Source organism: Dryocola baronae, assembly GCF_051297175.1.
In the GTDB taxonomy this organism is placed as follows: Bacteria; Pseudomonadota; Gammaproteobacteria; order Enterobacterales; family Enterobacteriaceae; genus Dryocola.
On record NZ_JBINNY010000001.1, the window covers coordinates 3,694,687 to 3,718,930 of the forward strand.

Genomic DNA, 24,244 nt, shown 5'->3' on the forward strand with positions numbered 1-24,244 from the left:
TAAATCTGCATCCTCAGGTGTTCACTGCATACCAAACACCGTGAGGGCTTTACCATGAATCGAATAACCCGTCTTTTGTTACCGGCCTTTGTCACTGGCCTCATGCTGCTTTCTGGCTCCGCTCAGGCAATGGGGGGAAGCAGCGACGAACCCGTTCCGCCAACCTGCGCTAAGGGACAGATCTATGACGCCAAAACCAAGACCTGCGTCGTTGAAAAAGGCGCGGCGGTAGGCGACGCATCACGCGCCAACTATGCTTATGCACTGGCAAAAGCGGGCCGCTATCAAGAGGCGCTGGATATGCTAAATACGCTCCAGGATCCGAATACGGCTGAAGCGCTGAACTACCGCGGTTACGCCACCCGCAAGCTGGGGCGCACTGACGAAGGGATCGGCTATTATTTAAAATCTGTAGCGCTCGATCCGAAATACCCTAAAGTTCGCGAATATCTGGGTGAAGCCTACATGATCAAAAACCGTCCCGATCTGGCCCGCGAACAGCTTGCCGCCATCAAAACCCTGTGCGGTACCGGCTGCGAAGAGTATCGCGATCTGTCAGCCGCTATCGATGGTCATCCTGAGTCCTGATCGGAGGCGAAAATCAGCAGCGAAGCGATACGCGCAATATCTTCCCCGCCTGTGGCGCTACGGGCTTGTGCTCTCACATCGGCGGGATATTGCAGACGATCTGGTTCAGGCGACCTGCGTCAGGGCGCTTGAGCGCGCGGCCCAGTTTGCCCATGGCAGCCGGTTAGATAGCTGGCTGTTTGCCATTCTGCACTCCATCTGGGTCAACGAAGTTCGGGCGCAGCTCATTCGGCGCGGGCAGGGTTTTGTCGATGTTGATGAGCTTGCGGGCGCGGGCAGCAACGACGACCTTCTCTGGTCAAACGACGTGATGAAACGCGTTATTCGTCTACCGGAAGCCCAGCGCGATGCGGTATTCCTGGTTTATGTGGAAGAGCTTTCTTACCGCGAGGCCGCTGAGATCCTCAAAGTGCCGCTCGGTACGATCATGAGCAGGCTCGCCACCGCTCGCCTGACGCTGGCTCAGGACCGGGCGCTTCAGCCTGATACGCTGCCTCTGAAAGGAGAAAAATAATGACGTTTCCCGTCAATACGGACGAACTGCTGGTGGCATATCTGGATAATGAACTGAGCGCCGAGCAGTACAGGGAGCTTGAAGAACGCCTGAGTGAGGACGAACGGCTGGCAGAACGACTGGCGCTGCTCCAGCGCAGCAGCCTGCCCTTCAAGACCGCCTTTGAACCGCTGCTGGAAGCCGCTCCGCAGGCTCATCTGCAAACGCATCTCACCAGCGTTCGCCCTGCTTTTTCAAGACGCGGGCTGATTGCCGCAGCGGTCAGTTTCCTGGCACTAGGCGCGATTGGCGACAGAGCGTTTATTCATTTCACCCTGCCGGAAGATAACTGGCGGGAGCGGGTAGCGCAGTACATGGCGCTTTACACGCCTGAGACACTGTCTGACACACCGACACCGCAGGCGCTTGAGTCGCAGTTACGCATCGCCAGCCAGCGGCTGGGCCTGACGCTGACTGCAGCCCGTTTAAGCCTGCCGCAGGCAGCGCTGAAAAATGCACGCGTGCTGGCCTACGAAGAGCAGCGTATCGCGCAGATTACCTGGCTCGATCCCAAAACTGGCCCGCTGGCGCTGTGCATTACGCAAGGCTCAGGTACAACATCAGAGCGGGAAAATGAACGTCGGCTGGGCATGAACATCGTCTATTGGGCCGACAAAAACCATCAGTTTATGGTGATTGGGCATAGTTCCTCCACGCAAATGAACGAGATAGCCGGGCGATTGCAGAGGGAAGTTAGGGCGTAGAAATGGCGGAAAGCGCTGGCTGTATCCGCCTGAAAATACCATGACGATTCATACGCCCCGTCTTCAACCTTCAATCCAGTCACTTTTAAAAGGCTTTGTCGCCGGTCACCCGCGTGGTTTTTTCGCTGAGGGCGTGAGCCGCAAAGAAGGTGGCCGCCAGAAATTCTTACTGTCACCTGTATATGCTGAAACCAAAAATAGCTGACCGTATTGGAATCAGGCGCGCAATTAAAAGAATGCGCGGTGGAGAGCGTCCCCTTCACCGCCTTAAAATCACTGCACCAAAGCCGTCAGCTTGCCGAACACGTCCGCGCCGTCGATGTCGCGCTTAATCTGCACCACGTCTTCGAGCTTATCTATTTGGCTGATCATCTGCTCAAGGCGCTGGTCGTCGGCGACCTGGAGCCAGATGCGGCTCCGATCGCCGCTGGGTAGCGGCAGGCACAGAATCCCTTCGACGTTAAAGGCGCGGCGGGCGAACAGGCCGCAGATGTGGGACATCACGCCCGGGTGGTTGCGCACCGTAAGTTCCAGAATAACGGTTAGTTGTTGCATGGCTTACTCTCCAATCATCTCAACGTTGGCAGCGCCCGGCGGCACCATCGGGAATACTTTTTCTTCGGCATCGATGCGGACGTGAATCAGGCACGGGCCGGGGCGTGAAATCGCCTCCTGCAGGGCGGCCTGCGGGTCTGCGGCGGCGTTTAAATCACAGGCTGCGAGGCCAAAACCTTCGGCAATTTTGAGGAAGTTGGTCTGCCCGGAATAGGTCGCGGCGAAGACGTTCTGCTCATAAAACAGCGTCTGCTGCTGGTGTACCAACCCCAGCGCCTGGTTATTTAGCAGAATGATTTTCACATCCAGGTTGTGCTCGGCGGCGGTGGCCATTTCCTGAATATTCATCATGATGCTGCCGTCGCCGGTGAAGCACAGCACCTTGCGCTGCGGTTCGGCCAGCGCCGCGCCCACGGCGGCAGGCAGGCCAAAGCCCATGGTGCCCAAACCGCCGGAGGTCAGCCACTGGCGGGGGCGGTTGAGCGGATAGGCCTGCGCCACCCACATCTGGTGCTGGCCCACGTCGGTGGTGATAACGGCTTCGTCGTCCACGCACGCGGCGGCGGCTTTAATCAGGCCGTAGGGCGTCAGCGGGTTATCTTCGCCGGGCATATTGAACGGGAATTCCTGCTGCAAACCGGCTACCTGCTGCCGCCAGGCCGCGCGCGGCTGGGCGTCGATTTTTGGCAGCAGCTGCTCGAGCACTTCGCCCACGTCGCCGCGAATGGCGATGTGCGCCTGTTTGATTTTGCCCAGCTCCGCGCGGTCGATATCCACGTGGATAATCTTCGCGTTCGGGCAGAACTGCTCGGTTTTGCCGATGGCGCGGTCGTCGAAGCGCGCGCCCATGACGATCAGCAAATCGGCTTCCTGCAGGATGTAGTTGGTGCTGCGCGCGCCGTGCATCCCCAGCATGCCCAGCGACAGCGGGTGTTTTGCCGGAAGGGTGCCGAGCGCCATCAGCGTCATGGTGGTCGGCAGGTTGGCTTTTTCAGCAAGCTGGCGTGCCGCGGCGTGGGCGTTGATGATACCGCCGCCGAGGTAAAGCACCGGGCGCTGCGCCTGGTTGATCATCGCTGCGGCATCGATAATTTGCTGCGCTTCAAAGCGCGGCGCGGGGGTCGGTTCAGAGACCGGCGGCAGCGCGGTGATGTCAATTTCAGCGGTCTGCACGTCTTTCGGAATGTCGATCCACACCGGGCCGGGGCGGCCTGATTCGGCTATGCGGAACGCGTCGCATATGACCTGCGGCAGCTCGGCGATATCGCGCACCAGGTAGTTGTGCTTGGTGATGGGAATAGAGATGCCGTAGGTGTCGACTTCCTGGAAGGCGTCGGTACCGATCATCGAGGCGGGTACCTGGCCGGTGATGCAAACCAGCGGGATGGAGTCCAGCCGCGCGTCGGCAATGGCGGTGACGAGGTTTGTGGCACCGGGGCCGCTACAGGCGAGACAGACCGCCGCTTTGCCCTGCGTTCGCGCCATGCCCTGCGCCATAAACCCTGCGCCCTGCTCGTGCCGCGCCAGAATATGGCGAATTTTTTTGCTCTGGCTCAACGCGTTGTAGAGCGGCAGAACGGTGCCGCCGGGAATACCGCTGACGGTAGTGATGCCGTGATGCTCAAGCATTTGCACGATCAGCTGTGCGCCGGTAATACGGGCCTGCGGTGGGTTTTCCGAAATTGCCATGCTCCAGTCCTTCTTATATGGCCGGTTCGCTTGGGCCTGGGGACTAAAACAAGAAACCCCGCCCGGTTTGCGCCGGCGGGGTTTGGAATCGAGTGTGATTCAGACCCTACGGCGCTATGCCGACGACCACCACCACACGCACGACGACTACCGCGGCTGGTAGCGCGGTAAGTAGTAGGTTAGCGTTGCGGGTAATAGGAGTCATTTGGGTCCTGAATAATTGAGTAACGTAAAGTTAACGTGAAAATCATACAAACACACTGCTTCGTTTCGCACAACGGTTTTATGCCGCTGGAATAAAAAACGTGCGAAAGATCACAACAATCAGATCGCCGTTGCAGAAAATTCACGGCGCAGTTCGTCAATCGGCAGGTAGCGCCCGATGATCACCAGCCGTGAGGCGCGCGGCTCCGTCGGCTGCCAGGCCGAACCGTAGTCGAAGCCGACCACTTTATGCACGCCCTGCACGATCAGCCGCTGCGGGTTATCGGCAATCGCCAGCACGCCCTTGTAGCGCAGCATGTCGTTGCCAAAGCGCGCGATGCAGCTTTCCATAAACGCGCCGATTTTTTTCAAATCCAACATGCCCGCGTCAAAAACATGCGCCTGAATGGCGTCGTCCCACGACTGCTTAACCGCCCCTTTGCGGAACGGCTGAAAGCGCGGGTTTTGCTGGCCCTCGGCGCGGATGATGTGGAAACCGCCGGGCAGACTGACGCCGTCCGTCAGCGCAAAGGCGTTGAGATCGAGCCACAGATCCGCCGGGCACTCGCCGTTTTCGATCGCGTAGATCTCAGCCTTGTTATTGATCCGATGGATTCTTTCCAGCGCCAGGGTTTTGGTGTCGTCATCCACGCGATCGGATTTGGTGAGCAGAATGCGATCCGCAAAACCGATCTGCGAGGCGGCGACCGGATGCTCGTCGAGCTGGCGGGAGATGTGCTCCGCGTCGGCAAGGGCAATGACCGCATCGAGGCGCAGCGCCTCGCGCAGGCTTTCGTCGACGAAGAAGGTTTGCACGATAGGAGCCGGGTCGGCAAGGCCGGTGGTTTCGACGATCAGCCGCTCGAAATTCAGCTCGCCCGCGGCGCGTTTATCCAGCATTTCGCCAAGCGCCGCAGTAAATTCGCCGCGTACGCTACAGCAGACGCAGCCGTTGCTCAGCTCGACGACGCTGACGTTTTCCCCGCCGCGCAGCAGCGCGCCGTCGATGTTGACCGCGCCAAATTCGTTTTCCAGGATTGCGACGGGCTGGCCGCCGTTATGGGCGAGGAAATAGTTGAGCAGCGTGGTTTTCCCAGCACCGAGAAAACCGGTTAATAACGTGACGGATACCGCATAATTCATCTCTTTTCCTTACTTTTAGCAGCAGCGAGCGCCGCCTTTGCCGCCGTAGCGCGCGTCCTGACGCTCGCGGAAAAACTCTTCGTAGCTCATCGGCGTCTGCTCCGGGTGAGTCAGCCGCATATGCTGCACGTAGTTGTCGTAATCAGGCACGCCAACCATCAGTTTGGCAGCCTGGCCGAGATATTTGCCTGCTTTCGCCAGGGTGTCGAACATACATCCTCCGGTCTATCGGTCCGTAGGTCGGATAAGCGTCAGCGCCATCCGACACACGCCATCCACCAATTTCGGTGGATGGCACTTCGTTTTTCCACCCTACGAACGCTGGGGTGAGGGGGAAGCTGTTAGTGCGCGCTCTTCGCCTGCGCCACGATATCCTCGTAGTTCTCCGGCATCTTCTCGTACGGCGTTTCGTTGGCAGTTGGCCTGTCTGACTTCAGCGCCTTCAGCGCCGTTTTAATCGAGAACAGGCCCAGCACGACGACCACCACCATGAAGAAGATGGTCAGACCGGCGTCCAGACGGTTGTTAAACACCAGCTGCGCAAGCTGCGACTGGGTGTACTGCGCCGGGATGTTGCCGCTGTCAATCATCGCCTGGAACTTGTTGGCGATGGCGAGGAAGCCGACCTTGGTATCCGGGCTGAACGCTTTCTGCCAGCCCGCCGTCAGGGTACAAATCAGCAGCCAGGCCGTTGGCAGCAGCGCCACCCAGGCGTATTTCTGCTTCTTCATCTTGAACAGCACCACCGCGCAGAGCATCAGCGCCATGCCCGCCAGCATCTGATTGGCGATGCCGAACAGCGGCCACAGGGTGTTGATGCCGCCGAGCGGGTCAACCACGCCCTGATGCAGGAAGTAGCCCCACGCCAGCACGCAAAGCGCGGTCGCCAGCAGGTTGGCGGGCAGCGAGTCGGTTCTCTTCAGCCCCGGCGAGATAACGCCCAGCAGGTCTTGCAGCATAAAGCGCGCCGCACGCGTGCCCGCGTCCACCGCCGTCAGAATAAACAGCGCTTCGAACAGGATCGCAAAGTGATACCAGAACGAGACGTCCATCAGGCCGCCCAGCGCGCCGTGGAGGATGTAGGCCATGCCCACCGCCAGCGTCGGCGCGCCGCCCGCGCGGGAAATAATGCTCTGCTCGCCCACCTCGTTGGCGATGTTGGTGAGGGTTTCCGGCGTGATCTGGAAGCCCCAGCTGCTGACCACGCTTGCCGCTGACGCCACCACGTCGGTGGTGCCCGCAGGAGCCAGCACCGCCATCGGGCTGTTCATCGCGAAGTAAACGCCTGGGTCAATCACGCAGGCCGCCACCAGCGCCATGATTGCCACAAACGACTCCATCAGCATGCCGCCGTAGCCGATAAAGCAGGCCTGGTTTTCGTTAGCCAGCATTTTCGGCGTGGTGCCGGAGGCGATCAGCGCGTGGAAGCCGGACACCGCGCCGCAGGCGATGGTGATAAACAGGAACGGGAACAGGTCGCCGCTCCACACCGGCCCGGTGCCGTCGATAAACTTGGTCAGCGACGGCATTTGCAGCGTTGGGCGCATGATCAGGATGCCGATCGCCAGCCCGATGATGGTGCCGATTTTCAGGAAGGTTGAGAGGTAGTCGCGCGGTGCCAGCAGCAGCCAGACCGGCAGCACGGCGGCCACAAAGCCGTAGCCCACCAGAATCCACGTCAGCTGAACGCCGGTATAGTCAAAGTACGGTGCCCAGGTTTCGCTCTGCGCCACCCAGCCGCCGGAAATAATGGCGAAGATCAGGAACACCAGGCCGATAATCGATACTTCGCCGATGCGCCCAGGGCGCAGATAGCGAATGTAAACGCCCATAAACAGCGCCAGCGGAATGGTGAACGCCACGGTGTAGGTGCCCCACGGGCTGTGGGTCAGCGCTTTCACCACGATCATCGCCAGCACGGCGAGGATAATCACCATAATCATAAAGCAGGCGATCAGCGCGATAACGCCCGCCGTATTGCCCATCTCCTCTTTCACCAGCTCGCCGAGCGAACGCCCGTCGCGGCGGGTGGAGACAAACAGCACCATAAAGTCCTGCACCGCCCCGGCCAGCACCACGCCCGCCAGCAGCCACAGCATGCCCGGCAGGTAGCCCATCTGCGCGGCAAGCACCGGGCCGACCAGCGGCCCCGCCCCGGCAATCGCGGCAAAATGGTGACCGAACAGCACTTTTTTGTCGGTCGGCACGTAGTCCAGCCCGTCGTTATGGCGCACGGCGGGCGTCATGCGGGTGGCGTCGACGGTTAAAACCCGTTTAGCGATAAACAGGCCGTAGTAGCGGTAGGCGATGAGATAAACGCAGACCGATGCCACCACGATCCACAGCGCGTTGATCTGTTCGCCCCGGTTGAGCGCGATGTAGCCGAGCGCGAACGCCCCGACGACCGCAAGCACAGCCCAAATGAGGTGTTTCCCTGGATTGTTCATAGTTGTTTTCCGTTTGTCAGGCCAGAAGCAGGAGGTGTTACATTTTGTTTCTAGAACAAACGGTTGGATTTAACAACTGCGGGACGGAGGATTAGCGCTGTTTGACCGGGTCTTTACATCAGCTTGTTAACGGGATCACTTTGTCATGTAAATATGCGGTAACGGATTGGTGTGGATTTGAGGGGATATGTCGGATGGCGCTGCGCTTATCCGACCTACGGGGAAATGCGGTTTGGGTGGAGATCGTCGCCTGGCGCTGCGCTTATCCGACCTACGGGGAAATACGGTTTGGGTGGAGATCGTCGGATGGCGCTGCGCTTATCCGACCTACGGGGGAATGCGGCTTGGGCGGATATGTCGGATGGCGCTGCGCTTATCCGACCTACGGGGAAATGCGGCTTGGGCGGATATGTCGGATGGCGCTGCGCTTATCCGACCTACGGGGAAATGCGGCTTGGGTGGATATGTCGGATGGCGCTGGCGCTTATCCGACCTACGAAGCGTGAAGTTGTAGGGTGGATAAGCGCAAGCGCCATCCACCACAAAGGCTACCCTAACGTCATCGTCGTTAACCGGCTCGTGCAGCACCGCTTGCCGCGCGCGTCGAAAATGGCGATCTCCCAGACCTGGGAAGATTTGCTCAGGTGCAGCGGTTTGCACACGCCGCGCACCGTGCCGGAGGCGACCGCGCGGTGGTGGCTGGCGCTGATTTCCGTGCCCACCACGCACTGCCCTTCTACCGTAGTCAGGTAGCCCGCCATCGACCCCAGCGTTTCCGCAAGCGCCGCAGACGCGCCGCCGTGCAGCAGGCCGAACGGCTGATGGGTGCGTTCATCCACCGGCATTTCCGCTTCGAGGCTATCGTCGTCGATGCGCGTAAAGGTGATGCCAAGCCGCGCCACCATGGTCTTTTCGCCCATGCGGTTAAGCTCGTCGAGGCCGACGTCGCGTTTCCAGATGCTCATGTCAGGCTCCCAACGTCGAGCCGCCGTCAATCACGATATCCTGCAGGGTGACGTGGCTGGCGTGGTTCGAGGCGAGGAACAAGATCGCGCTGGCGATCTCCTGCGGACGGGCGATTTTGCCCAGCGGGATGCCCGTTTTGAACTGCTCCGGGAAGCCCTTAATGCGCAGCTGCTCGGCGTCCGGGCTTTTCCACAGCGTGCGCTGCATGTCGGTATCGGTGGAACCGGGCGACACGATGTTGGCGCGCACGCCGAACGGGGCCAGCTCAAGGGCAACGGTCGTCGCCAGGCTTTTTAACGCGGCTTTCGACGCGCCGTAGGCGGACATGCCGGTGCGCGGAGCGTGCGCGGCGTCGGAGGCGACGGTCACAATCGCCCCGCTGCGCTGCTCGCGAAACTGCCCCATGGTAGCGCGGAACATATTAAACGCGCCGCCGACGTTGACGGCAAAGGTGTCCTGCCAGTCCTTCAGCGCCAGCTCGTCGGTTGCGCCCATGCGCAGAATGCCCGCCGCGTTGACCAGCACGTCAAGCTTCGGCGCAGCGGCCAGCAGGCGCCTCGCAACGTTCGCCACCTGGTCGGCATCCGCAACGTCCAGCTCTTGGGTGGTAAACGGATAATCTTCCAGCGGGAAGGCCAGGTCGAAGCCGACGACCGTCGCCCCCGCCTCGCAAAACGCCAGCGCGGTGTGGTAGCCAATACCCTTACCCGCGCCGGTTATCCAGACCTGCTTACCGCTAAAATCGATGTTCATGCCTGCGGCTCCCTGGACAGCAGCGCCCACCAGGCGTCGATGGTCGGGTTTTTCGCCAGCATCACGAAGTCGATATCGGCGTGGATTTTGCGCCATTTTGCCGCCAGCGCCATCATGCGCACCGAATCCAGGCCGTAATCAATCAGGTTTTCGTCGTCTTCCGGAATGTCGGACTCGTCCAGCAGCGGTAAAACCAGCTCGCGCAGCTGCTCTTTGCTCTGCGGCGCGGCTTCCGGCAGCAGGTCGCGGGTCATCACCACGCGCCCGGAGCGGCCCGCGGTGTATTTCAGCGCCATCATGTGCTCTTCACGGCTGAAGTCCGCCAGCGCGTCGGCGACCATAAACGGCTTGATGTCGCGCATGAACGCGTCGGTGGCGGTGGTCATGCAGCCGATGTGCGCGTAAACGCCGCAGATAATCAGCTGGTTACGCCCGGTTTCCTTCAGGCTTTGCTCCAGCGGCGAACGGATGAACGCGCTGTAGCGCCATTTGGTCAGCACGGTGTCGTGCTCGTCCGGGGCCAGGGCTGCGACAACCTTCTGCCGCTCCGGGTGTTTGTTCAGGCCCGGTCCCCACATGTCGTTTAGCAGGGCGCGGTCTTCGTCGCTCTGGTTGTTCGGCTGCGCGGTGTAGTAAACCGGGATGCCGTTGGCCTTGCAGTACGCGCGCAGGGCGGCAATGTTGTCGATGACCTGCTGAATCATCGGGCAGTTATCGCCCCAGAAATCGATGAAATATTCCTGCATGTCATGAATTAGCAGCGCAGCGCGTTCCGGCTCAAAGGCCCACTGCACCTTGCTTTCCGGGATGTCGGCAGCCGTCGGTAAGCTGTATGCGTTCAGTTTTGGAATAGCCATAATCTCTCCGTCAATCAGGAAGCCAGCTGCTTTTGGGCAATCAGCTGGCGCAAACGTTTTTTGTCCACTTTCCCCACCGGCGTGAGCGGCAGGCTTTCAACAATTTCGATACGGTCCGGCAGTTTGAAATCCGCGATGCCCAGCTCGCGCAGGTAGCGGCGAATTTCCACGGCGCGGAACGGGCGGCTGCCGACGATAAACGCGCAGCTTTTCTCGCCCAGCAGGCTGTCTTCCATGGAGACAAGCGCGGCGTGGACGATCTCTTCATGGCGCAGCAGCAGGTTTTCGATCTCTTCGGCGGCGATCTTCTCGCCGCCGCGGTTGATCTGATCTTTTTCACGGCCCTGCACGGTGATGTAGCCGTCTTCGGCAATGGAAATCAGATCGCCCGACGCGTAAAAACCGTTGGCGTCAAAGGCCTGGGCGTTGTGCTCCGGGCTGCGGTAGTAGCCGCGGAAGGTGTACGGGCCGCGCGTCATCAGGCGGCCCACTTCGCCGCGCGGGAGCGGGTTGCCGTGCTCGTCGGCGACCCAAACTTCGTCGTCCGGGCACATCGGCGTGCCCTGAGTTTTGAAGATATGGTCGTTGTCGTCGTCCAGGCGCGTGTAGTTCACCAGGCCTTCCGCCATGCCAAACACCTGCTGAAGCTGGCAGCCAATCTCCGCCGGAATGCGCGCCGCCAGCGCTTCGCTTAAGCGCGCGCCGCCAACCTGCAACAGCGTCAACGACGCAAGCGAGGCGTTGCTGCCCCACTCCCCGATGGCCTGTAGCCAGAGGCTGACGGCGGGCGGCACCAGCGCGGTTACGTTGATGCGGTGGCGTTCGATAAGCGGGAAGCACAGCGTGGCGCTCGGGTCATTCGCCAGCACCACGCGTCCGCCGCCGTAGAACGCGCCGAGCGATCCCGGCGAGCTTAACGCGTAGTTGTGCGCGGCGGGAATTGCGCATAAAAAGCGGGTATCTGCATCGAACCGGCAGATTTCTACGCTGCGGCGGATGCTGTAATAGTAGTCGTTGTGGGTGCGCGGGATGAGCTTCGGCGTGCCGGTACTGCCGCCGGAAAGCTGGAAGAACGCCACTTCGTCGGCGGCGCTTGGCGTGGCGACGAAGTTATCTTCCGGCTCGTTGATAAAAGCGGTGAGCGAGCGGTCGCGCTCGTTTTCGTTGAGCAGCACCGCCATGCGCAGCGAAGGGTTCTGTCGGCACAGGCTTTCCAGAAAGTCGTCGTGGGCAAACAGGCCGTGCTTGCGGTCGGCGATCAGCACCACCGGCTCGATCTGCTTCGCGTAGGCCTCAAGCTCGGTGCGCTGGTGGCTGAAAAGCGCGTTGACGGGCGCGACGCCAATCTTCAGCAGCGCGAACAGCGTGATGTACAGTTCGGCCACGTTGCCCAGCTGCACCAGCGCGGTTTCGCCGGTGCGCAGGCCGCGGCGCTGCAGCGCCGAAGCGAGGCGCGTTGCCGCCTGCTCCAGGTCGCGATAGCTAAAATGACGCTCGCCTTCGACGAGCGCGATGGCGTCGTTGTTGACGTGTCGGGTCAGGATGTCCGTGAGCGGCAGGTCGGCCCAGTAGCCCTTTTCGCGGTAGCGTGCGGCCAGATCCTCCGGCCAGCGGGTAAATTCAATCGCCATTTAGTTCAGTCCGAGTACGTTAAGCATGGTGGAAAGTTTTACGCCGGTTTCGCGCCACTCCGATTCCGGTGACGACGCGGGAACGATGCCCGCTCCGGCAAACAGGCGCACCCGTTTGCCCGCCACGCGCGCGCAGCGGATGGTGACCACCCATTCGCCGTTGCCTTCATCATCGCACCAGCCGACGATGCCGCCGAACAGCTCGCGGTCGAACGGCTCCAGCTCGGCAATCAGCCGCTGTGCGACGTCGTGCGGAAAGCCGCTCAGCGCCGGGGTTGGGTGCAGCAGGCAGGCAAGCGAGAGCGCGCTGTCTTTACCGTTTTTCACTTCGCCGTCGATCGGCGTGGCGAGGTGCCAGAGCGTCGGTGTGGTAATCAGCTCCGGCTTGTCCGGCACCGCCAGATAGCGGCTGCGCGGCTGGAGAACCGTCTTCATAGCGCTGGTGACGAGGCCGTGTTCGTGGCGGTCTTTGGCGGAGTTCATCAGCGCTTCGCCAATCGCTTTGTCCTTTGCCGCGTCCTGCCTGTCGCGACGGGCGGAACCCGCCAGCGGCAGCGAGCTGAAGCCGTCGCCGTTTTTACGCAGCAGCAGCTCCGGGCTTGCGCCCATCAGCGAGCCGCCGTCGGGCAGCGGGACGTGGAAGTTAAAGCTGGCGGGGTTCTGGGCAATCAGGCGGTTTAACAGCGCGTCGATATCCACGGCCGCGTCGGTTTCGATGTCGATCAGGCGCGACAGCACAACTTTGTCGATATCCGGCCGGCTGGTGGCTTTCGCGGCGTGTGCCACCATCGCCATAAATTTTTCCTGCTCGGGGATAGCTCTGCGGGCGGCAATGCCCGGCTGCGTCGCCGCTTTGTGCTGGCTCGCTTCCTGCAGGCGCTGCGGGCGGGAAAACGTCTGCCAGCTTTCGGGAATAAACAGCGCCGACGGCAGGCTTGGGTCGAACGGGATCGCACCGACCACGACGGGCTTTTCTATGCCCTGCTTTCTGGCGCGGTCAAAGGCATCGCGCAGCTGGGTTTGCAAATTGCCGTGAATGTTTGCACCATCAACGGCCGGGCAGTCAAGACGCGCAAAGCAGCCTCTGGTGGCGAAACTCCGATAAGGAGACATAAAGAAAAAGCTATCCTCACAATGGGTTAGCCGCTTTTTCTCTGTTTCCTCTGCCAGTAACGTATCCATGCGTCCTCCGTTAAAAAATGATAAAGGATATTAATAATAATTATCATTTGTATTTCGGGCTGGTAACCTAAAGAGAAACGTTCGCGCTGTCAACATTTGTGCCGCAGCGACTTGACGAGTCGGATAGCGGCCTGCGCTTATCCGACCTACGCCATACCGGTTTTGTAGGGTGGAAAAGCGTAAGCGCCATCCACCATAAGCGCCCGACTTCAACAATTTTGTAGGGTGGATAAGCGCAGCGCCATCCACCTTTAGCGTTCAACTTCAACAGGATGTCACCCCGTGAAAATCAGATTTTCCGCACTTCTTCTTCTCGGTCTTTGCAGCCTTGCCCACGCCGCCGACTGGCCGCGCCAGGTCACCGACAGCCGCGGCACCCACACGCTTGAGCAGGCTCCGCAGCGCATCGTTTCCACAAGCGTAACGCTTACCGGCTCGCTGCTGGCCATCGATGCGCCGGTCGTTGCCAGCGGCGCAACGACGCCGGGTAACCGCGTGGCGGACGAGCAGGGCTATATGCGCCAGTGGGGGAAAATCGCCCAGGAACGCAAAATTCAGCGCCTGTACATCGGCGAGCCGAGCGCCGAGGCCGTGGCCGCGCAAATGCCGGATCTGATTCTTATCAGCGCAACCGGCGGCGATTCCGCCCTCGCCCTTTACGACCAGCTTTCCGCCATCGCCCCGACGCTGGTTATCAACTACGACGACAAGAGCTGGCAGGACGTCCTCAAGCAGCTCGGCACCATCACCGGCCAAGAAAAGCAGGCCGCAGACCGTATCACCAGCTTTGACAAGCAGCTTGCCGAAGCCAAAAAACGCATTACCCTGCCGCCGCAGCCGGTGACCGCGCTGGTTTACAGCCCGGCGTCCCGCTCCGCCAACCTGTGGACGCGCGAGTCGGCGCAGGGAAAAATGCTTGAGCAGCTGGGCTTTACGCTCGCCGCCGTGCCGCCTTCAATCCACACCAGCCAGAGCATGGGCAAACGCCACGATATCCTGCAGCTTGGCGGTGAAAACCTCGCGGCGGGCCTGAACGGCGAGAGCCTGTTCCTGTTCGCCAACGACGAGAAGGACGCCGCCGCGCTGCAAAGCAACCCGCTGCTGGCGCATCTGCCAGCGGTGAAAAATCAGCGCGTTTACCCGCTCGGCACCGAAACCTTCCGCCTTGATTACTACAGCGCGACGCAGATTCTGGCGCATATGGTGAAGATTTTTGGCGACAGGTAGAGTTGCCGTATGTCGGGTGGCGCTGCGCTTGCCCGACCTACAAATCATCCGGAGTCGTAGGTCGGGTAAGGCGTTAGCCGCCACCCGACGATAATTTAAACAGCTTCAACCGGCTCCGGCTGCTGATACCGCCGCAGCTGCACCAGCACCAGCGCCAGCACCACGCCGATAAGCGCCAACACCAGCCCGCCCGAACTTGCCGCCGCAACCGGCGTCATCGCCACCGTCATGCCGCCCAATATCGCTGCGCCAATGGCGTCGCCCGTGACGTTCTGCGCCGTCCACAGGCCGTTGATTCTGCCCAGCATGCCGTCCGGGGTTAGCGTCTGAATCAGCGTGTATTGCAGCAGCGAGCTGATGGCGCTGAGGTAGCCAAACAGCGCGAGGCACGCAAGCCCCAGCCCCCAGAACGGCATCAGGCTAAACAGCCCGATGCAGATAAACGATACGATGCCGCTCGCCAGCATGATTACGCCGGGACGGGCGTGATGGGCGATGCGGCCGCTGGTCAAGGCGCCAATCGCCGCGCCCAGCGGCACGGCGGCGTACATCAGGCCGATTTGCGCGGCGCTCATCTGCCAGTGGCCCGCCAGCGCCGGGTACAGCACGCGCACGGCGGTCGCCATGGTGAGCAGCGCGCCGACCAGCGCGATGCCGCCGATAATCGGGTGGCTCACCAGGAAACGCAGCCCGTTAAGCAGGGAAAGCAGAGGGTTTTCCCGCGCCTGCGGCGGCGGCGGAAGCTGCGGCAGGCTCAGCAGCGGAATCAGGGTCACGAAGGTGCCGACGGAGGCAAGCCCGTAGTTCCACACCACGCCGCCGGAGGCCAGAAGCCCGCCGCCTATCATTGGTGAAATAACCGAGCCAAGGCGCACCGTTAGCATGGTGATGGCACCGGCCTGCATCAGATTTTCACGGCCAACCAGCGCGGGCGTGGCGGCCAGCAGCGCGGTGACGCCAATCGCGCCGAAGAAGCCGTCCCACACGCCGAGCAGATAAATGGCGGCGAGCGAAGGTTCGGGCAGCGCGGCGTTGATGGTCAGGCCGATAAAGCCGATTCCGCAGGTCGAGCGCGCCAGCAGAATCAGGCGGCGGCGCTCGTGCCTGTCGGCCAGCACCCCGCCCATCATCAGCCCGATAAACATGGAGGCACCGGTCAGCGTCACCGCAAGCCCAACCTGGAGCGAAGAGCCGGTCAGCGCCTGGATTTGCACCGGCACGGCAACGCCCAGCAGGCCGAGCGAGACAATCGAGATAAAACGGGCGAGAAACACGGCGCGAAAGGCGGGATGCGTCTTGAGCAGGCTGAGATTTAACAACAGAGAATTGCGGTTCATTACATGACCTTAAAGCGAATTTTTCTTTTCGGGTGCGAGGCGGCTCATGCTAACATAAACAAATAAGAGTGATAATGATAATAACTATCATTCGGTTTATGTGGAATGATTCCACACGTTGGCGATGTCGGGTGGCGCTACGCTTACCCGACCTACGGATTCGGTATTGTTGAGTGGCCGGACGCCGTGGTTGTCCGCCCCAGCGAATCGAAGTTGTAGGGTGGATAAACGAAGTGCCATCCACCGCGTTGACCGTTATCAGGAAGAAGTCATGTCGTGTTCCCGGTTATCAGCACGCCCCTTTGTTTTGCTGATCCTGTTAGTTTTGCTGTGTTTAATGGCTACTCTCAGCCTGTTGTTGGGCGCAAAGTCCTTACCCGTCAGCGTGGTGATGGATGCCTTTGGCGGACAGTGCCAGAGCGCGGACTGCATCATCGTGCTCGACGCGCGCGTTCCCCGCACCCTGGCCGGTATTCTTGCCGGCGGCGCGCTTGGCCTTGCCGGCGCGCTGATGCAAACCCTCACCCGTAACCCCCTTGCCGACCCCGGCCTGCTTGGCGTCAACGCCGGAGCGAGCTTCGCTATCGTGCTGGGCGCGGCGCTGTGGGGGCTGACGTCACCTTTTTCGATGCTCGGCATGGCGTTTGCCGGTTCGCTTATCGCGGCGCTGGTCGTGGCCTTTACCGGTAGCCAGGGCGGCGGGCAGCTTAGCCCGGTCAGGCTGACGCTTGCGGGCGTCGCGCTTGCCGCCGTGCTTGAAGGGCTTAGCAGCGGCATCGCCCTGCTCAACCCGGTCGTTTACGATCAGCTGCGCTACTGGCAGGCCGGAACGCTCGATATCCGCACCCTGTCCACCCTGAAGATCGTCCTCGCCCCCGTGCTGATAGGCTGCGCGATTGCGCTCGCGCTAAGCCGCTCGCTGAACAGCCTGAGCATGGGCAACGACACCGCCACCGCGCTCGGCAGCAGGGTCGCGCGCACCCAGCTCTTCGGCCTGATAGCCATTACCCTGCTGTGCGGGAGCGCCACGGCGGCGGTTGGCCCGATTGCGTTTATCGGCCTGATGATGCCGCACCTGGCGCGCTGGCTGGTGGGTGCCGACCACCGCTGGTCGCTGCCGGTGACGCTTCTCGCCACGCCTTCGCTGCTGCTGCTGGCCGATATCGTTGGCCGCCTGCTGGTGCCGGGCGAACTGCGCGTGTCGGTGGTCAGCGCGTTTATCGGCGCGCCGATGCTGATTTATCTGGTGCGCCGCAGCCGCAAGGGGGCAGGACTATGAATCGCCTTTCCCCTCGCCTGATTACCATGTGCCTGCTGATGATGGCGATAAGCGCGGCGCTGGGCGTCTGGAGCCTCGGCAGCGGCGTGCTGCCGCTCTCCGCAGGCCAGGTCATCGAAGCGCTGTTCGGCTACGCGCCGCGCAACGTGTCCCTGGTGGTCGTCGAATGGCGTCTGCCGCGCGTGCTGATGGCGCTGCTGATCGGTGCAGCACTCGGCGTGAGCGGCGCGATCTTCCAGTCGCTGATGCGTAACCCGCTCGGCAGCCCGGACGTGATGGGCTTCAACACCGGCGCGTGGAGCGGCGTGCTGATCGCCATGGTGCTCTTCGGCCAGCAGCAAAGCGCCATCGCCGCGGCGGCCATGGCGGGCGGCATCGTCACGTCGCTGGTAGTCTGGCTGCTCGCCTGGCGCAACGGCATCGAAACCTTCCGCCTGATTATCATCGGCATCGGCGTGCGCGCCATGCTGGTAGCGTTTAACACCTGGCTTTTGCTTTACGCCTCGCTTGAGACCGCGCTCTCCGCCGGGGTGTGGAACGCCGGTTCGCTTAACGGCCTGACGTGGGCGAAAATGCTGCCCGCCGTGCCGCTGATGCTGCTGGCGCTGGCGGGCGCTGGCCTGCTGGTACGCCGTATGCGGCTGCTGGAGATGGGCGATGACAGCGCGTGCGCGCTGGGCGTTCCCGTCGAGCGTTCGCGCCTGATGCTGATGCTGGTGGGCGTTGTCCTTACCGCCACCGCAACCGCGCTGGCCGGGCCAATTTCGTTTGTCGCCCTCGTTGCCCCGCACATCGCCCGCCGCATCACCGGCACCACGCGCTGGGGACTTGTGCAGTCGGCCCTGTGCGGCGCGACGCTGCTGCTCGCCGCCGACCTGTGCGCCCAGCATCTGTTTATGCCTTACCAGCTGCCGGTTGGCGTCGTCACCGTGAGCCTCGGCGGCATCTACCTTATTGCGTTGTTGATCCAGGAGTCCCGTAAGAAATGAGCCAGCTATCCACTCCGTCGCGCCTGCACGGCGAAAATCTTACGCTGGGATACGGCAATCACGTGGTCGCCGAAGGCCTGACGGTCGCCATTCCCGACGGGAAATTCACCGCCATTATCGGCCCCAACGGCTGCGGCAAATCGACCCTGCTGCGCACGCTAAGCCGCCTGATGAAGCCGACGGCGGGCAACGTCTGGCTGGATGGCAACGAGATCCACACCTTCGCCACTAAGGAAGTCGCCCGCCGCGTGGGCCTGCTGGCGCAGAACGCCAGCGCGCCGGGGGATATCAGCGTGGCGGAACTGGTGGCGCGCGGGCGCTACCCGCACCAGCCGATGTTTACCCGCTGGCGCGAAGAGGACAGCCGGGCGGTGGCCCGCGCCATGAAGGCAACGAAAATCGAAGATTTGGCCGACCAGCCGGTGGACACGCTGTCGGGCGGACAGCGCCAGCGGGCGTGGATCGCCATGGTGCTGGCGCAGGAAACCGCCATCATGCTGCTCGACGAGCCGACCACCTGGCTTGATATCAGCCACCAGATCGACCTGCTGGAGCTGCTGCGCGAGCTGAATCAGGAGCAGGGCTACACGCTTGCCGCGGTGCTGCACGACCTCAACCAGGCCTGCCGCTACGCCACGCACCTGATTGCCCTGCGCGACGGCAAAATCGTGGCGGAAGGCGCGCCGGTGGATATCGTCACCCCTGAACTGATCGAGGCAATTTACGGCCTGCGCTGCATGATTATTGAAGATCCGGTCGCCCACACGCCGCTGGTGGTACCGCTGGGGAAATCCCGCTAGCCTCGCCTAAGAACCGTCGCTTTTGCTTTTTTGCCTGCTAAGACGCCGCTGCTCGTTACGACGTTCGCGGCGCACGCGCTCTTCCTCACGCTTTCTTTCTTCCTCTTCTGCCTGCAGGCGCTGCCGCTCGCGCGGGGGCAGATTTTCCAGCGCCTGTTCATGCGCCGCGTTGTTCCGCTCAATTTCTTCCAGCGCCGCCATCATCTGATCGATTAAGCCGATAGACTTCGGGACGCGTTTTTCCCAGCGTTCGGGCGTGGTACGGCTCACGCCGGATACGCGGCAAAGATGGGTGATGTTGGTCCCCGCTTTCTTTGCCCGCTCTCTAATCAGCTCCACGCGACGGTAGAACTCTTCTTCAAATGTGGTTTCCATCGTTTTGCCCTGCGGATTATTTGTCACTAAAGCGTTTTACCATATTTGCAGCATCCATAAAAACCGTTAACGAATAAGCCCGATTAACGCCGTTTAGTAAAACCAAAAAGCCATTTCAATGCGGTTTAGCGTTGTGAACAACAGGCAAATATTAAGCATTATTTAAGTTTCATTCAAAGGAACTTATTCGGGATGACGCATATTAAATGCAGCAAAAAAGATAAACAGTGAAGATTTGTTTACAATGGGTATTATCTAAAATCCAATATTGATATACGTCAATAAACGATAAAAATACTGAATATTTTAACGCCACCCCTCCCGTTTATCGAACTTATTCAAATGTTAAATCCCTTTAACAACGCTGCATTGCGGCGTTTCTTGTTTATTAGTGCGACATTTGTATGATCTTATTTATTTGCTCACTCAATAACTTATTTCGAATCGCAAAGAAATGTAAAAAAAGATCTTGCTCACATTATTCCGTTACGAGTAATATCCGACCGTTCCCGGCAAGGAACAACTGAGAATGATTTGAAATAAGGTTTCCATTATGTCAGCTAACGAAAAGCTGGCGGCGAAGACGGTAGGCAAAGCCATTACATGGGTGGTGTTTACCGGCAAACTCCCGGCTGAAATAAAGACTCAGCTCAAGGTAGCGGCGGCAAAAACAGGGATTAAACAGCAGGAGATTGTGGCTGAAGCCGTTGAGCAGTGGATTAAAGCGAAGGGACTTGAATTTTAGGTGTGCGCCCTTACCGGCAAGTAAGAGCGCACATGAAGACCGAGTAACGTGGCGACCTCCCGCAAAAGAGTGCCACTGGCAACTGACAACCGATCAACGGGTATTATTTTAAATGAAAAAATCTACAATTGCTTTGACTATCTTGGCTTCTTTGGGCACGACCACCACCGTAAAAGCAGATCTTTCCGGTATTGACTTAGCAGCAGCAAACGCATACTTCACTCAGTATCCTGATCTCCCTAAAGACAAGGTCGCTCAAATTCTTGCTGCTAAAGATTTGGATCAAGCAAATTATGAGTTGTCCGATTATAGCTATTACACTGGTTACGAAAATGGCAATAAAACTATTCGCCCAGGGAAAATCGCCCCAGTCTCCACCCCATTAGTAACCACATCCATGATCACCCCTCAACAGGAAGCGATGCGACACGCTGAACGATTTGCACTACGTGAAGTTCACGATGTTGATACCGTAACCTATTCTCAAGATCTGCCCCATAACCCGCAGAATGCTGGCGTTGATACCCAAGATGTTGCTCAAGCAAATCCAAATCCATCGCAGGATTCCGCAGCTCCTACAACACCAGCTGACACGGCAATCGCAGCTCTAGAAGCAAACTACAAAGCTGCAAAATCTGAGCTGGCTCACCAGTTGACTAATAACCCTAACTCACCAACTAATCAATTACTTGCAGACAAAGTTACAACCCTTGGCCAACAACTAGCCGCAGCTAAAAACGGTGGCATAGTAAATATGTCTACCCTAAATTCATCAACGCCCGCAGCGGTTGTAGAACGTGAAAAACCCGTAATCACTCAGTCCGATATCAGCAAGGCAAACGAGCCACTAAATAACGATATTGACAAAGCTCAAACTACCGCCGATCAGGCTCGTTCTTTGGCGATTACGGCTGGAGCCGCTGGTGCTAAAAACACCCAAGAAATCAACACCAATAAAGAGGTAATTGCCGCTAACAAAGCAGATCAAAATGTTATTGATGTAGCACAGGATAATGCTACTTCGGCTGTAGAAAACCGTGTAACTACAAATGAATCCAATCTCCATGACGTAACAGTCCATGCTGCCGAGATCAAGAACGATTTGGCTGAAACTAACCAACACGTAGGACAAGTTGCCAATAAGGTTGATCAGAACGAAACAGCGGTTACTACCCTAACCACTATGTCCGTCGCTACCGCCCAGAGCGTTGCGGATAACGAAGCCAACATTGCGACCAACAAAATCGCAATAGCGCAAAACACCGCCGGTATTCAGGGCGCGAAAAACGACGCGGCTGACGCTGCCCAAAGCGCGGCAACGGCTCAGAATTCAGCAACGAACGCCCAGACCAGCGCGGATGCCGCCGAAAAAGATGCCAACGGCGCTAAAACCGCAGCAAACCAGGCAATCACGGTAGCCAACGGCTTCAGCACTCGTATCGATCGGGCACAAACCACTGGCGAATACGCTAAATCCCGCGCCGATACCGCGTTTGCTACCGCTGCCGCGAACAAACAGGCGCTCGCTTCCACCAACAGGCGCGTGGCCGATAACTCAGCCGAACTCGCCAACCACGAAACCCGCATCGGCGCGCTGGAAAGCCAGACCACCAGCAGCTTTGCCAAGCTGAAAAACCAGGTTGACGATAACCGCAAGCGTTCTTCTGCCGGTATCGCAGGCGTAGCGGCAATGGCAAACATCCCGCAGGTCACCAACACGCAGAACTTCTCCGTGGGTGCGGGCGTGGGTACCGCCGATAGCGAATCTGCTCTGGCGGTTGGCTTCTCAGCCCGGGCGACCGAAAACACCGTTGTTAAGGCTTCGGTCTCTAACGATACCCAGCACAACTTCGTTGCAGGCGCTGGCGTCTCCTACGGCTGGTAACTTTTGCGGAGCGCCTCGGCGCTCCCTAAGCCTCGATAAAAAAAAAGATATAAACTCGACCATTCCAGCCCCTCCCGTGGGGCTTTTTTTGGAGGTTTAAGCGCACAAATCGTTAACAGGGAAGCCATTGCCCTATGTCGGGCAGCACGATAAATTTGTTGGAATTTTTTGATGAAAAGCAAAGTGGCATTGTTTGTTATCGGCGCTATCGCGTTTTCCTCTGCGGTAAACGCTGCCGAAATTTATAACAAGAACGGCAACAAGCTGGATTTCTATGGCAAGGTCAAGGGTGAACACGACTTCACGGAGCATACCAATAACGACGCAACCTACGCGCGTATCGGCATCCGTGGTGAAACGCAGATTAATGACCAGCTGATCGGCTTCGGCCAGTGGGAATACAACGTTCCGGCAAACCAGCCTGAAGGTGCCCAGGACGCGGCGCAGACTCGTCTGGCGTTCGCCGGTATCAGCGCGGGCGACTTCGGCTCCTTCGACTACGGCCGCAACTGGGGCGTGGTATATGACATCGGTTCCTATGCCGATAACATGACCGAATTCGGCGGCGATTCTTACCAGTACACCGACAACTTTATGAACGGTCGCTCTACCGGCCTTGCCACCTACCGCAACAAAAACTTCTTCGGCCTGGTTGACGGCCTGGCGTTCGCCGCACAGTACCAGGGGAAAAACGAAGACGGCCGCAACCCGGCAAAAGCGAACGGCGACGGCTACGGCTTCAGCCTGCAGTACGATATCGCCGACACCGGCCTGACCCTGGGCGGTGCGTACTCTCACAGCAACACCACCTTCTCCCAGCGCAACGGCTCCGACACCTTCATCGGCAGCGACGCTAAAAACGCGGAAGCGTGGACCGTCGGCGCGAAATACGCCGCCAACGCGTTCTACCTGGCGACCACCTACGCCGAAACCCACAACATGACGCCGGTCACCAGCAATGACGTCACCGCGTTCGCGCCAAAGACCAAAAACTTTGAAGCGATGGCGAACTACACCTTCGATTTTGGCCTGCAGCCGTCCCTCGGCTACGTGCAGTCTAAGGCGGAAGGTTACGGTGAGTCTGAAGACGTCGTGAAATACGCGCAGATAGGCCTGGCCTACTTCCTGAACAAGAACTTCGTGGTGGACGCAGCGTACAAAGTGAACCTGCTGAAATCCGATAACGCGCTGGGCCTCGCGTCCGACGACCAGACCGTGCTGGGCGCGACCTATCAGTTCTAAACCTGCTGTATCTGTTATTACCTTCTCAACTGGCGATGAAGGCTAGTCGCCGCTGAATTGTCCACCGTTCGCCCCGGCGCAGGCTTTTTTGCCGGGGCTTTTTTTAGCGAGCCGCTCAGTAAAAAACGAGAAGATCTTCGATATACAGCTCGGTTTTCACCGACATATCGATTCGCCAGGCCAGGACGTCGCTATCGCCGGTTTCCTGCTGAAAATGTTCGAAGGTTGCATAAAAAGGGACGACCTGCCGGCCTTTGCCGAGCTGACGGTGTTCCTGGGCCTGTTTACGCATATCGCTTAGCAGAATTGCCCGACGATCTAATAAGGCGTGCATATTTTTTATAACGCTTTCAGGAAGCGAGCTGCGCCCTGATTCGTAGTAGCGCCACGTGCGGGGTTCGACATGGCCGAGATATTTGGCCGCCTCGTTTACGTCCAGGAACATGAGTTTCCTGCAGGCCATAAGGGCAAGATTATTCATAATATCCTGATGATTTTAAAATATTTTCTAAGACATAAAACAGCAGGCCGCGCGCGGGCCGTTGCTGCAAGTACGAAATTGTATCATCAAAAATACCCACAACAATCGCATTACTAGTAATAAAACTTCGCCATTAATCTATGGTTTAAACAGGGAGTTATCAGAAATGGTTGCACAATACTATGCCAATCGAAACGCCGGATAACGCGGCTCCGCCCTGCTTTTCGCAGGAAATCAGGCACCGCCACTACCTCATCACCCGTCATGCCGTCGAGCGCTATTCCCTGCGCGTTGGTGCAAGCGTTGAAACCCTTTTTAGCGCGTTAGATAGCGCGGTCTTAGCCGTTGCCAGCCAGGCCTTCGACTGGCGCATTCAGCAGCAGATCCGTAAATGCGAGCAGGAAGGCGGCTATGCGCTCGTCGATCCCGCGCGGGGGATTTATTTCTTTGTGAAGCAGAACGGCGACGGGAACCACGCGGTGACGACGGTGATGACCTACGCGGTGATGACGTATTCGGAGTAGGCGTCGGATGGCGACGCCCTCACCCCGGCCCTCTCCCCCAGGAGAGGGAGAAAACCAGACGTTGTAGGGTGGATAAGCGAAAGCGCCA

The 24,244-nt window shown here is 59.3% G+C and carries 26 protein-coding genes; 12 read left to right on the forward strand and 14 right to left on the reverse strand.

Annotation, left to right across the window (positions count from 1 at the left end):
- The first annotated feature begins 54 nt into the window (after positions 1-54).
- From ACSPHG_RS17565 to ACSPHG_RS17580, 4 genes are read left to right on the forward strand one after another with little or no spacing between them, the layout of a single operon-like run.
- The gene (locus tag ACSPHG_RS17565; RefSeq protein WP_435954769.1) at positions 55-588 is read left to right on the forward strand and encodes a tetratricopeptide repeat protein; all 534 of its coding nucleotides are present in this window, start codon (positions 55-57) and stop codon (positions 586-588) included.
- Complete coding sequence (locus ACSPHG_RS17570; RefSeq protein ID WP_435954770.1) at positions 569-1,102, forward strand: RNA polymerase sigma factor; 534 nt, start codon at positions 569-571, stop codon at positions 1,100-1,102. The genes ACSPHG_RS17565 and ACSPHG_RS17570 overlap by 20 nt, the downstream gene beginning before the upstream one ends.
- Positions 1,102-1,845 (forward strand): anti-sigma factor family protein, encoded by a 744-nt coding sequence (locus tag ACSPHG_RS17575; protein WP_435954771.1) that lies wholly within the window; start codon positions 1,102-1,104, stop codon positions 1,843-1,845. The genes ACSPHG_RS17570 and ACSPHG_RS17575 overlap by 1 nt, the downstream gene beginning before the upstream one ends.
- A 40-nt stretch (positions 1,846-1,885) precedes the next feature.
- A complete protein-coding gene (locus ACSPHG_RS17580; protein WP_435954772.1) occupies positions 1,886-2,050 on the forward strand; it encodes a hypothetical protein in 165 nt (54 codons plus the stop codon).
- A 68-nt stretch (positions 2,051-2,118) separates the two neighbouring features.
- Here ACSPHG_RS17580 and ilvN read toward each other — a convergent pair whose 3' ends face one another.
- From ilvN to entC, 11 genes are all read right to left on the reverse strand, one after another.
- Entirely contained in the window at positions 2,119-2,400 is a 282-nt protein-coding gene (gene ilvN / locus ACSPHG_RS17585; RefSeq protein WP_435954773.1) for an acetolactate synthase small subunit, read from the reverse strand.
- A gap of 3 nt (positions 2,401-2,403) precedes the next feature.
- On the reverse strand, positions 2,404-4,089 hold the full coding sequence (ilvB, locus tag ACSPHG_RS17590) for an acetolactate synthase large subunit (RefSeq protein ID WP_435954774.1): 1,686 nt from the start codon (positions 4,087-4,089) through the stop codon (positions 2,404-2,406).
- A gap of 106 nt (positions 4,090-4,195) precedes the next feature.
- Positions 4,196-4,294 (reverse strand): ilvB operon leader peptide IvbL, encoded by a 99-nt coding sequence (gene ivbL, locus ACSPHG_RS17595; protein WP_435954775.1) that lies wholly within the window; start codon positions 4,292-4,294, stop codon positions 4,196-4,198.
- Positions 4,295-4,413: 119 nt separating this feature from the next.
- Positions 4,414-5,436, reverse strand: coding sequence for a CobW family GTP-binding protein (locus tag ACSPHG_RS17600; protein ID WP_435954776.1), 1,023 nt, complete (start codon positions 5,434-5,436; stop codon positions 4,414-4,416).
- A gap of 15 nt (positions 5,437-5,451) precedes the next feature.
- Positions 5,452-5,649, reverse strand: a complete 198-nt coding sequence (locus tag ACSPHG_RS17605; RefSeq protein ID WP_271122450.1) for a YbdD/YjiX family protein — start codon at positions 5,647-5,649, stop codon at positions 5,452-5,454.
- Positions 5,650-5,777: 128 nt separating this feature from the next.
- Positions 5,778-7,883: a pyruvate/proton symporter CstA gene (gene cstA, locus ACSPHG_RS17610; protein WP_435954777.1), complete on the reverse strand. Its 2,106-nt coding sequence runs from the start codon at positions 7,881-7,883 to the stop codon at positions 5,778-5,780.
- A 548-nt stretch (positions 7,884-8,431) separates the two neighbouring features.
- Entirely contained in the window at positions 8,432-8,848 is a 417-nt protein-coding gene (locus tag ACSPHG_RS17615) for a hotdog fold thioesterase (RefSeq protein ID WP_435954778.1), read from the reverse strand.
- Between the two features lies 1 nt (position 8,849).
- On the reverse strand, positions 8,850-9,602 hold the full coding sequence (gene dhbA / locus ACSPHG_RS17620) for a 2,3-dihydro-2,3-dihydroxybenzoate dehydrogenase (RefSeq protein ID WP_435954779.1): 753 nt from the start codon (positions 9,600-9,602) through the stop codon (positions 8,850-8,852).
- Positions 9,599-10,459 (reverse strand): isochorismatase, encoded by an 861-nt coding sequence (locus tag ACSPHG_RS17625; protein ID WP_435954780.1) that lies wholly within the window; start codon positions 10,457-10,459, stop codon positions 9,599-9,601. Before ACSPHG_RS17625 ends, dhbA begins: the two co-directional genes overlap by 4 nt.
- A 14-nt stretch (positions 10,460-10,473) precedes the next feature.
- Entirely contained in the window at positions 10,474-12,090 is a 1,617-nt protein-coding gene (locus ACSPHG_RS17630; RefSeq protein ID WP_435954781.1) for a (2,3-dihydroxybenzoyl)adenylate synthase, read from the reverse strand.
- Complete coding sequence (gene entC, locus ACSPHG_RS17635) at positions 12,091-13,272, reverse strand: isochorismate synthase EntC (protein WP_435954782.1); 1,182 nt, start codon at positions 13,270-13,272, stop codon at positions 12,091-12,093.
- 282 nt (positions 13,273-13,554) lie between these two features.
- On the opposite strand from entC, the gene fepB reads away from it, so the two are divergent.
- Positions 13,555-14,499 (forward strand): Fe2+-enterobactin ABC transporter substrate-binding protein, encoded by a 945-nt coding sequence (gene fepB / locus ACSPHG_RS17640; protein WP_435954783.1) that lies wholly within the window; start codon positions 13,555-13,557, stop codon positions 14,497-14,499.
- 95 nt (positions 14,500-14,594) lie between these two features.
- On the opposite strand, the gene entS is transcribed toward fepB, so the two are convergent.
- Complete coding sequence (entS, locus tag ACSPHG_RS17645; RefSeq protein WP_435954784.1) at positions 14,595-15,836, reverse strand: enterobactin transporter EntS; 1,242 nt, start codon at positions 15,834-15,836, stop codon at positions 14,595-14,597.
- Between the two features lie 271 nt (positions 15,837-16,107).
- Here entS and fepD point away from each other — a divergent pair, with 271 nt between their 5' ends.
- Genes fepD through fepC form a run of 3 tightly spaced genes read left to right on the forward strand, consistent with a single transcriptional unit; the run spans position 16,108 to position 18,904 of the window.
- A complete protein-coding gene (gene fepD / locus ACSPHG_RS17650; RefSeq protein WP_435956052.1) occupies positions 16,108-17,115 on the forward strand; it encodes a Fe(3+)-siderophore ABC transporter permease in 1,008 nt (335 codons plus the stop codon).
- Complete coding sequence (gene fepG, locus ACSPHG_RS17655; protein ID WP_435954785.1) at positions 17,112-18,104, forward strand: iron-enterobactin ABC transporter permease; 993 nt, start codon at positions 17,112-17,114, stop codon at positions 18,102-18,104. Before fepD ends, fepG begins: the two co-directional genes overlap by 4 nt.
- Positions 18,101-18,904 carry an iron-enterobactin ABC transporter ATP-binding protein gene (gene fepC, locus ACSPHG_RS17660; protein WP_435954786.1) on the forward strand — a complete coding sequence of 268 codons (804 nt, stop codon included), beginning with the start codon at positions 18,101-18,103 and terminating at the stop codon, positions 18,902-18,904. The genes fepG and fepC overlap by 4 nt, the downstream gene beginning before the upstream one ends.
- A gap of 6 nt (positions 18,905-18,910) precedes the next feature.
- On the opposite strand, the gene ACSPHG_RS17665 is transcribed toward fepC, so the two are convergent.
- Positions 18,911-19,279 (reverse strand): hypothetical protein, encoded by a 369-nt coding sequence (locus ACSPHG_RS17665; protein ID WP_435954787.1) that lies wholly within the window; start codon positions 19,277-19,279, stop codon positions 18,911-18,913.
- A 553-nt stretch (positions 19,280-19,832) separates the two neighbouring features.
- Between ACSPHG_RS17665 and ACSPHG_RS17670 the strand changes: the two genes are divergently transcribed.
- From ACSPHG_RS17670 to ACSPHG_RS17680, 3 genes are all read left to right on the forward strand, one after another.
- Positions 19,833-20,024: a hypothetical protein gene (locus ACSPHG_RS17670; RefSeq protein WP_435954788.1), complete on the forward strand. Its 192-nt coding sequence runs from the start codon at positions 19,833-19,835 to the stop codon at positions 20,022-20,024.
- Between the two features lie 112 nt (positions 20,025-20,136).
- Positions 20,137-21,909 (forward strand): YadA-like family protein, encoded by a 1,773-nt coding sequence (locus tag ACSPHG_RS17675; RefSeq protein ID WP_435954789.1) that lies wholly within the window; start codon positions 20,137-20,139, stop codon positions 21,907-21,909.
- 168 nt (positions 21,910-22,077) lie between these two features.
- Positions 22,078-23,151, forward strand: coding sequence for a porin (locus ACSPHG_RS17680; protein WP_435954790.1), 1,074 nt, complete (start codon positions 22,078-22,080; stop codon positions 23,149-23,151).
- A gap of 115 nt (positions 23,152-23,266) precedes the next feature.
- Here the strand turns inward: ACSPHG_RS17680 and ACSPHG_RS17685 are convergent, their stop codons facing one another.
- Positions 23,267-23,632, reverse strand: a complete 366-nt coding sequence (locus ACSPHG_RS17685) for an Aca2/YdiL-like domain-containing protein (protein WP_435954791.1) — start codon at positions 23,630-23,632, stop codon at positions 23,267-23,269.
- A gap of 182 nt (positions 23,633-23,814) precedes the next feature.
- On the opposite strand from ACSPHG_RS17685, the gene ACSPHG_RS17690 reads away from it, so the two are divergent.
- Positions 23,815-24,156: a hypothetical protein gene (locus ACSPHG_RS17690; protein ID WP_435954792.1), complete on the forward strand. Its 342-nt coding sequence runs from the start codon at positions 23,815-23,817 to the stop codon at positions 24,154-24,156.
- The last annotated feature ends 88 nt before the right edge of the window (positions 24,157-24,244 follow it).

Bases quoted from the DNA above. Each gene is read 5' to 3' on its own strand.
- ACSPHG_RS17565 (WP_435954769.1), top strand. From the start codon at position 55: ATGAATCGAATAACCCGTCTTTTGTTACCGGCCTTTGTCACTGGCCTC.
- ACSPHG_RS17665 (WP_435954787.1), bottom strand. From the start codon at position 19,279: ATGGAAACCACATTTGAAGAAGAGTTCTACCGTCGCGTGGAGCTGATT.
- fepG (WP_435954785.1), top strand. From the start codon at position 17,112: ATGAATCGCCTTTCCCCTCGCCTGATTACCATGTGCCTGCTGATGATG.
- ACSPHG_RS17605 (WP_271122450.1), bottom strand. From the start codon at position 5,649: ATGTTCGACACCCTGGCGAAAGCAGGCAAATATCTCGGCCAGGCTGCC.
- ACSPHG_RS17685 (WP_435954791.1), bottom strand. From the start codon at position 23,632: ATGAATAATCTTGCCCTTATGGCCTGCAGGAAACTCATGTTCCTGGAC.
- ACSPHG_RS17570 (WP_435954770.1), top strand. From the start codon at position 569: ATGGTCATCCTGAGTCCTGATCGGAGGCGAAAATCAGCAGCGAAGCGA.
- entC (WP_435954782.1), bottom strand. From the start codon at position 13,272: ATGGATACGTTACTGGCAGAGGAAACAGAGAAAAAGCGGCTAACCCAT.
- ACSPHG_RS17575 (WP_435954771.1), top strand. From the start codon at position 1,102: ATGACGTTTCCCGTCAATACGGACGAACTGCTGGTGGCATATCTGGAT.
- ACSPHG_RS17690 (WP_435954792.1), top strand. From the start codon at position 23,815: ATGCCAATCGAAACGCCGGATAACGCGGCTCCGCCCTGCTTTTCGCAG.
- ACSPHG_RS17600 (WP_435954776.1), bottom strand. From the start codon at position 5,436: ATGAATTATGCGGTATCCGTCACGTTATTAACCGGTTTTCTCGGTGCT.
- entS (WP_435954784.1), bottom strand. From the start codon at position 15,836: ATGAACCGCAATTCTCTGTTGTTAAATCTCAGCCTGCTCAAGACGCAT.
- dhbA (WP_435954779.1), bottom strand. From the start codon at position 9,602: ATGAACATCGATTTTAGCGGTAAGCAGGTCTGGATAACCGGCGCGGGT.
- ACSPHG_RS17670 (WP_435954788.1), top strand. From the start codon at position 19,833: ATGTCAGCTAACGAAAAGCTGGCGGCGAAGACGGTAGGCAAAGCCATT.
- ACSPHG_RS17625 (WP_435954780.1), bottom strand. From the start codon at position 10,459: ATGGCTATTCCAAAACTGAACGCATACAGCTTACCGACGGCTGCCGAC.
- ilvB (WP_435954774.1), bottom strand. From the start codon at position 4,089: ATGGCAATTTCGGAAAACCCACCGCAGGCCCGTATTACCGGCGCACAG.
- ACSPHG_RS17630 (WP_435954781.1), bottom strand. From the start codon at position 12,090: ATGGCGATTGAATTTACCCGCTGGCCGGAGGATCTGGCCGCACGCTAC.
- ilvN (WP_435954773.1), bottom strand. From the start codon at position 2,400: ATGCAACAACTAACCGTTATTCTGGAACTTACGGTGCGCAACCACCCG.
- ivbL (WP_435954775.1), bottom strand. From the start codon at position 4,294: ATGACTCCTATTACCCGCAACGCTAACCTACTACTTACCGCGCTACCA.
- ACSPHG_RS17675 (WP_435954789.1), top strand. From the start codon at position 20,137: ATGAAAAAATCTACAATTGCTTTGACTATCTTGGCTTCTTTGGGCACG.
- cstA (WP_435954777.1), bottom strand. From the start codon at position 7,883: ATGAACAATCCAGGGAAACACCTCATTTGGGCTGTGCTTGCGGTCGTC.
- ACSPHG_RS17580 (WP_435954772.1), top strand. From the start codon at position 1,886: ATGACGATTCATACGCCCCGTCTTCAACCTTCAATCCAGTCACTTTTA.
- fepD (WP_435956052.1), top strand. From the start codon at position 16,108: ATGTCGTGTTCCCGGTTATCAGCACGCCCCTTTGTTTTGCTGATCCTG.
- fepC (WP_435954786.1), top strand. From the start codon at position 18,101: ATGAGCCAGCTATCCACTCCGTCGCGCCTGCACGGCGAAAATCTTACG.
- ACSPHG_RS17615 (WP_435954778.1), bottom strand. From the start codon at position 8,848: ATGAGCATCTGGAAACGCGACGTCGGCCTCGACGAGCTTAACCGCATG.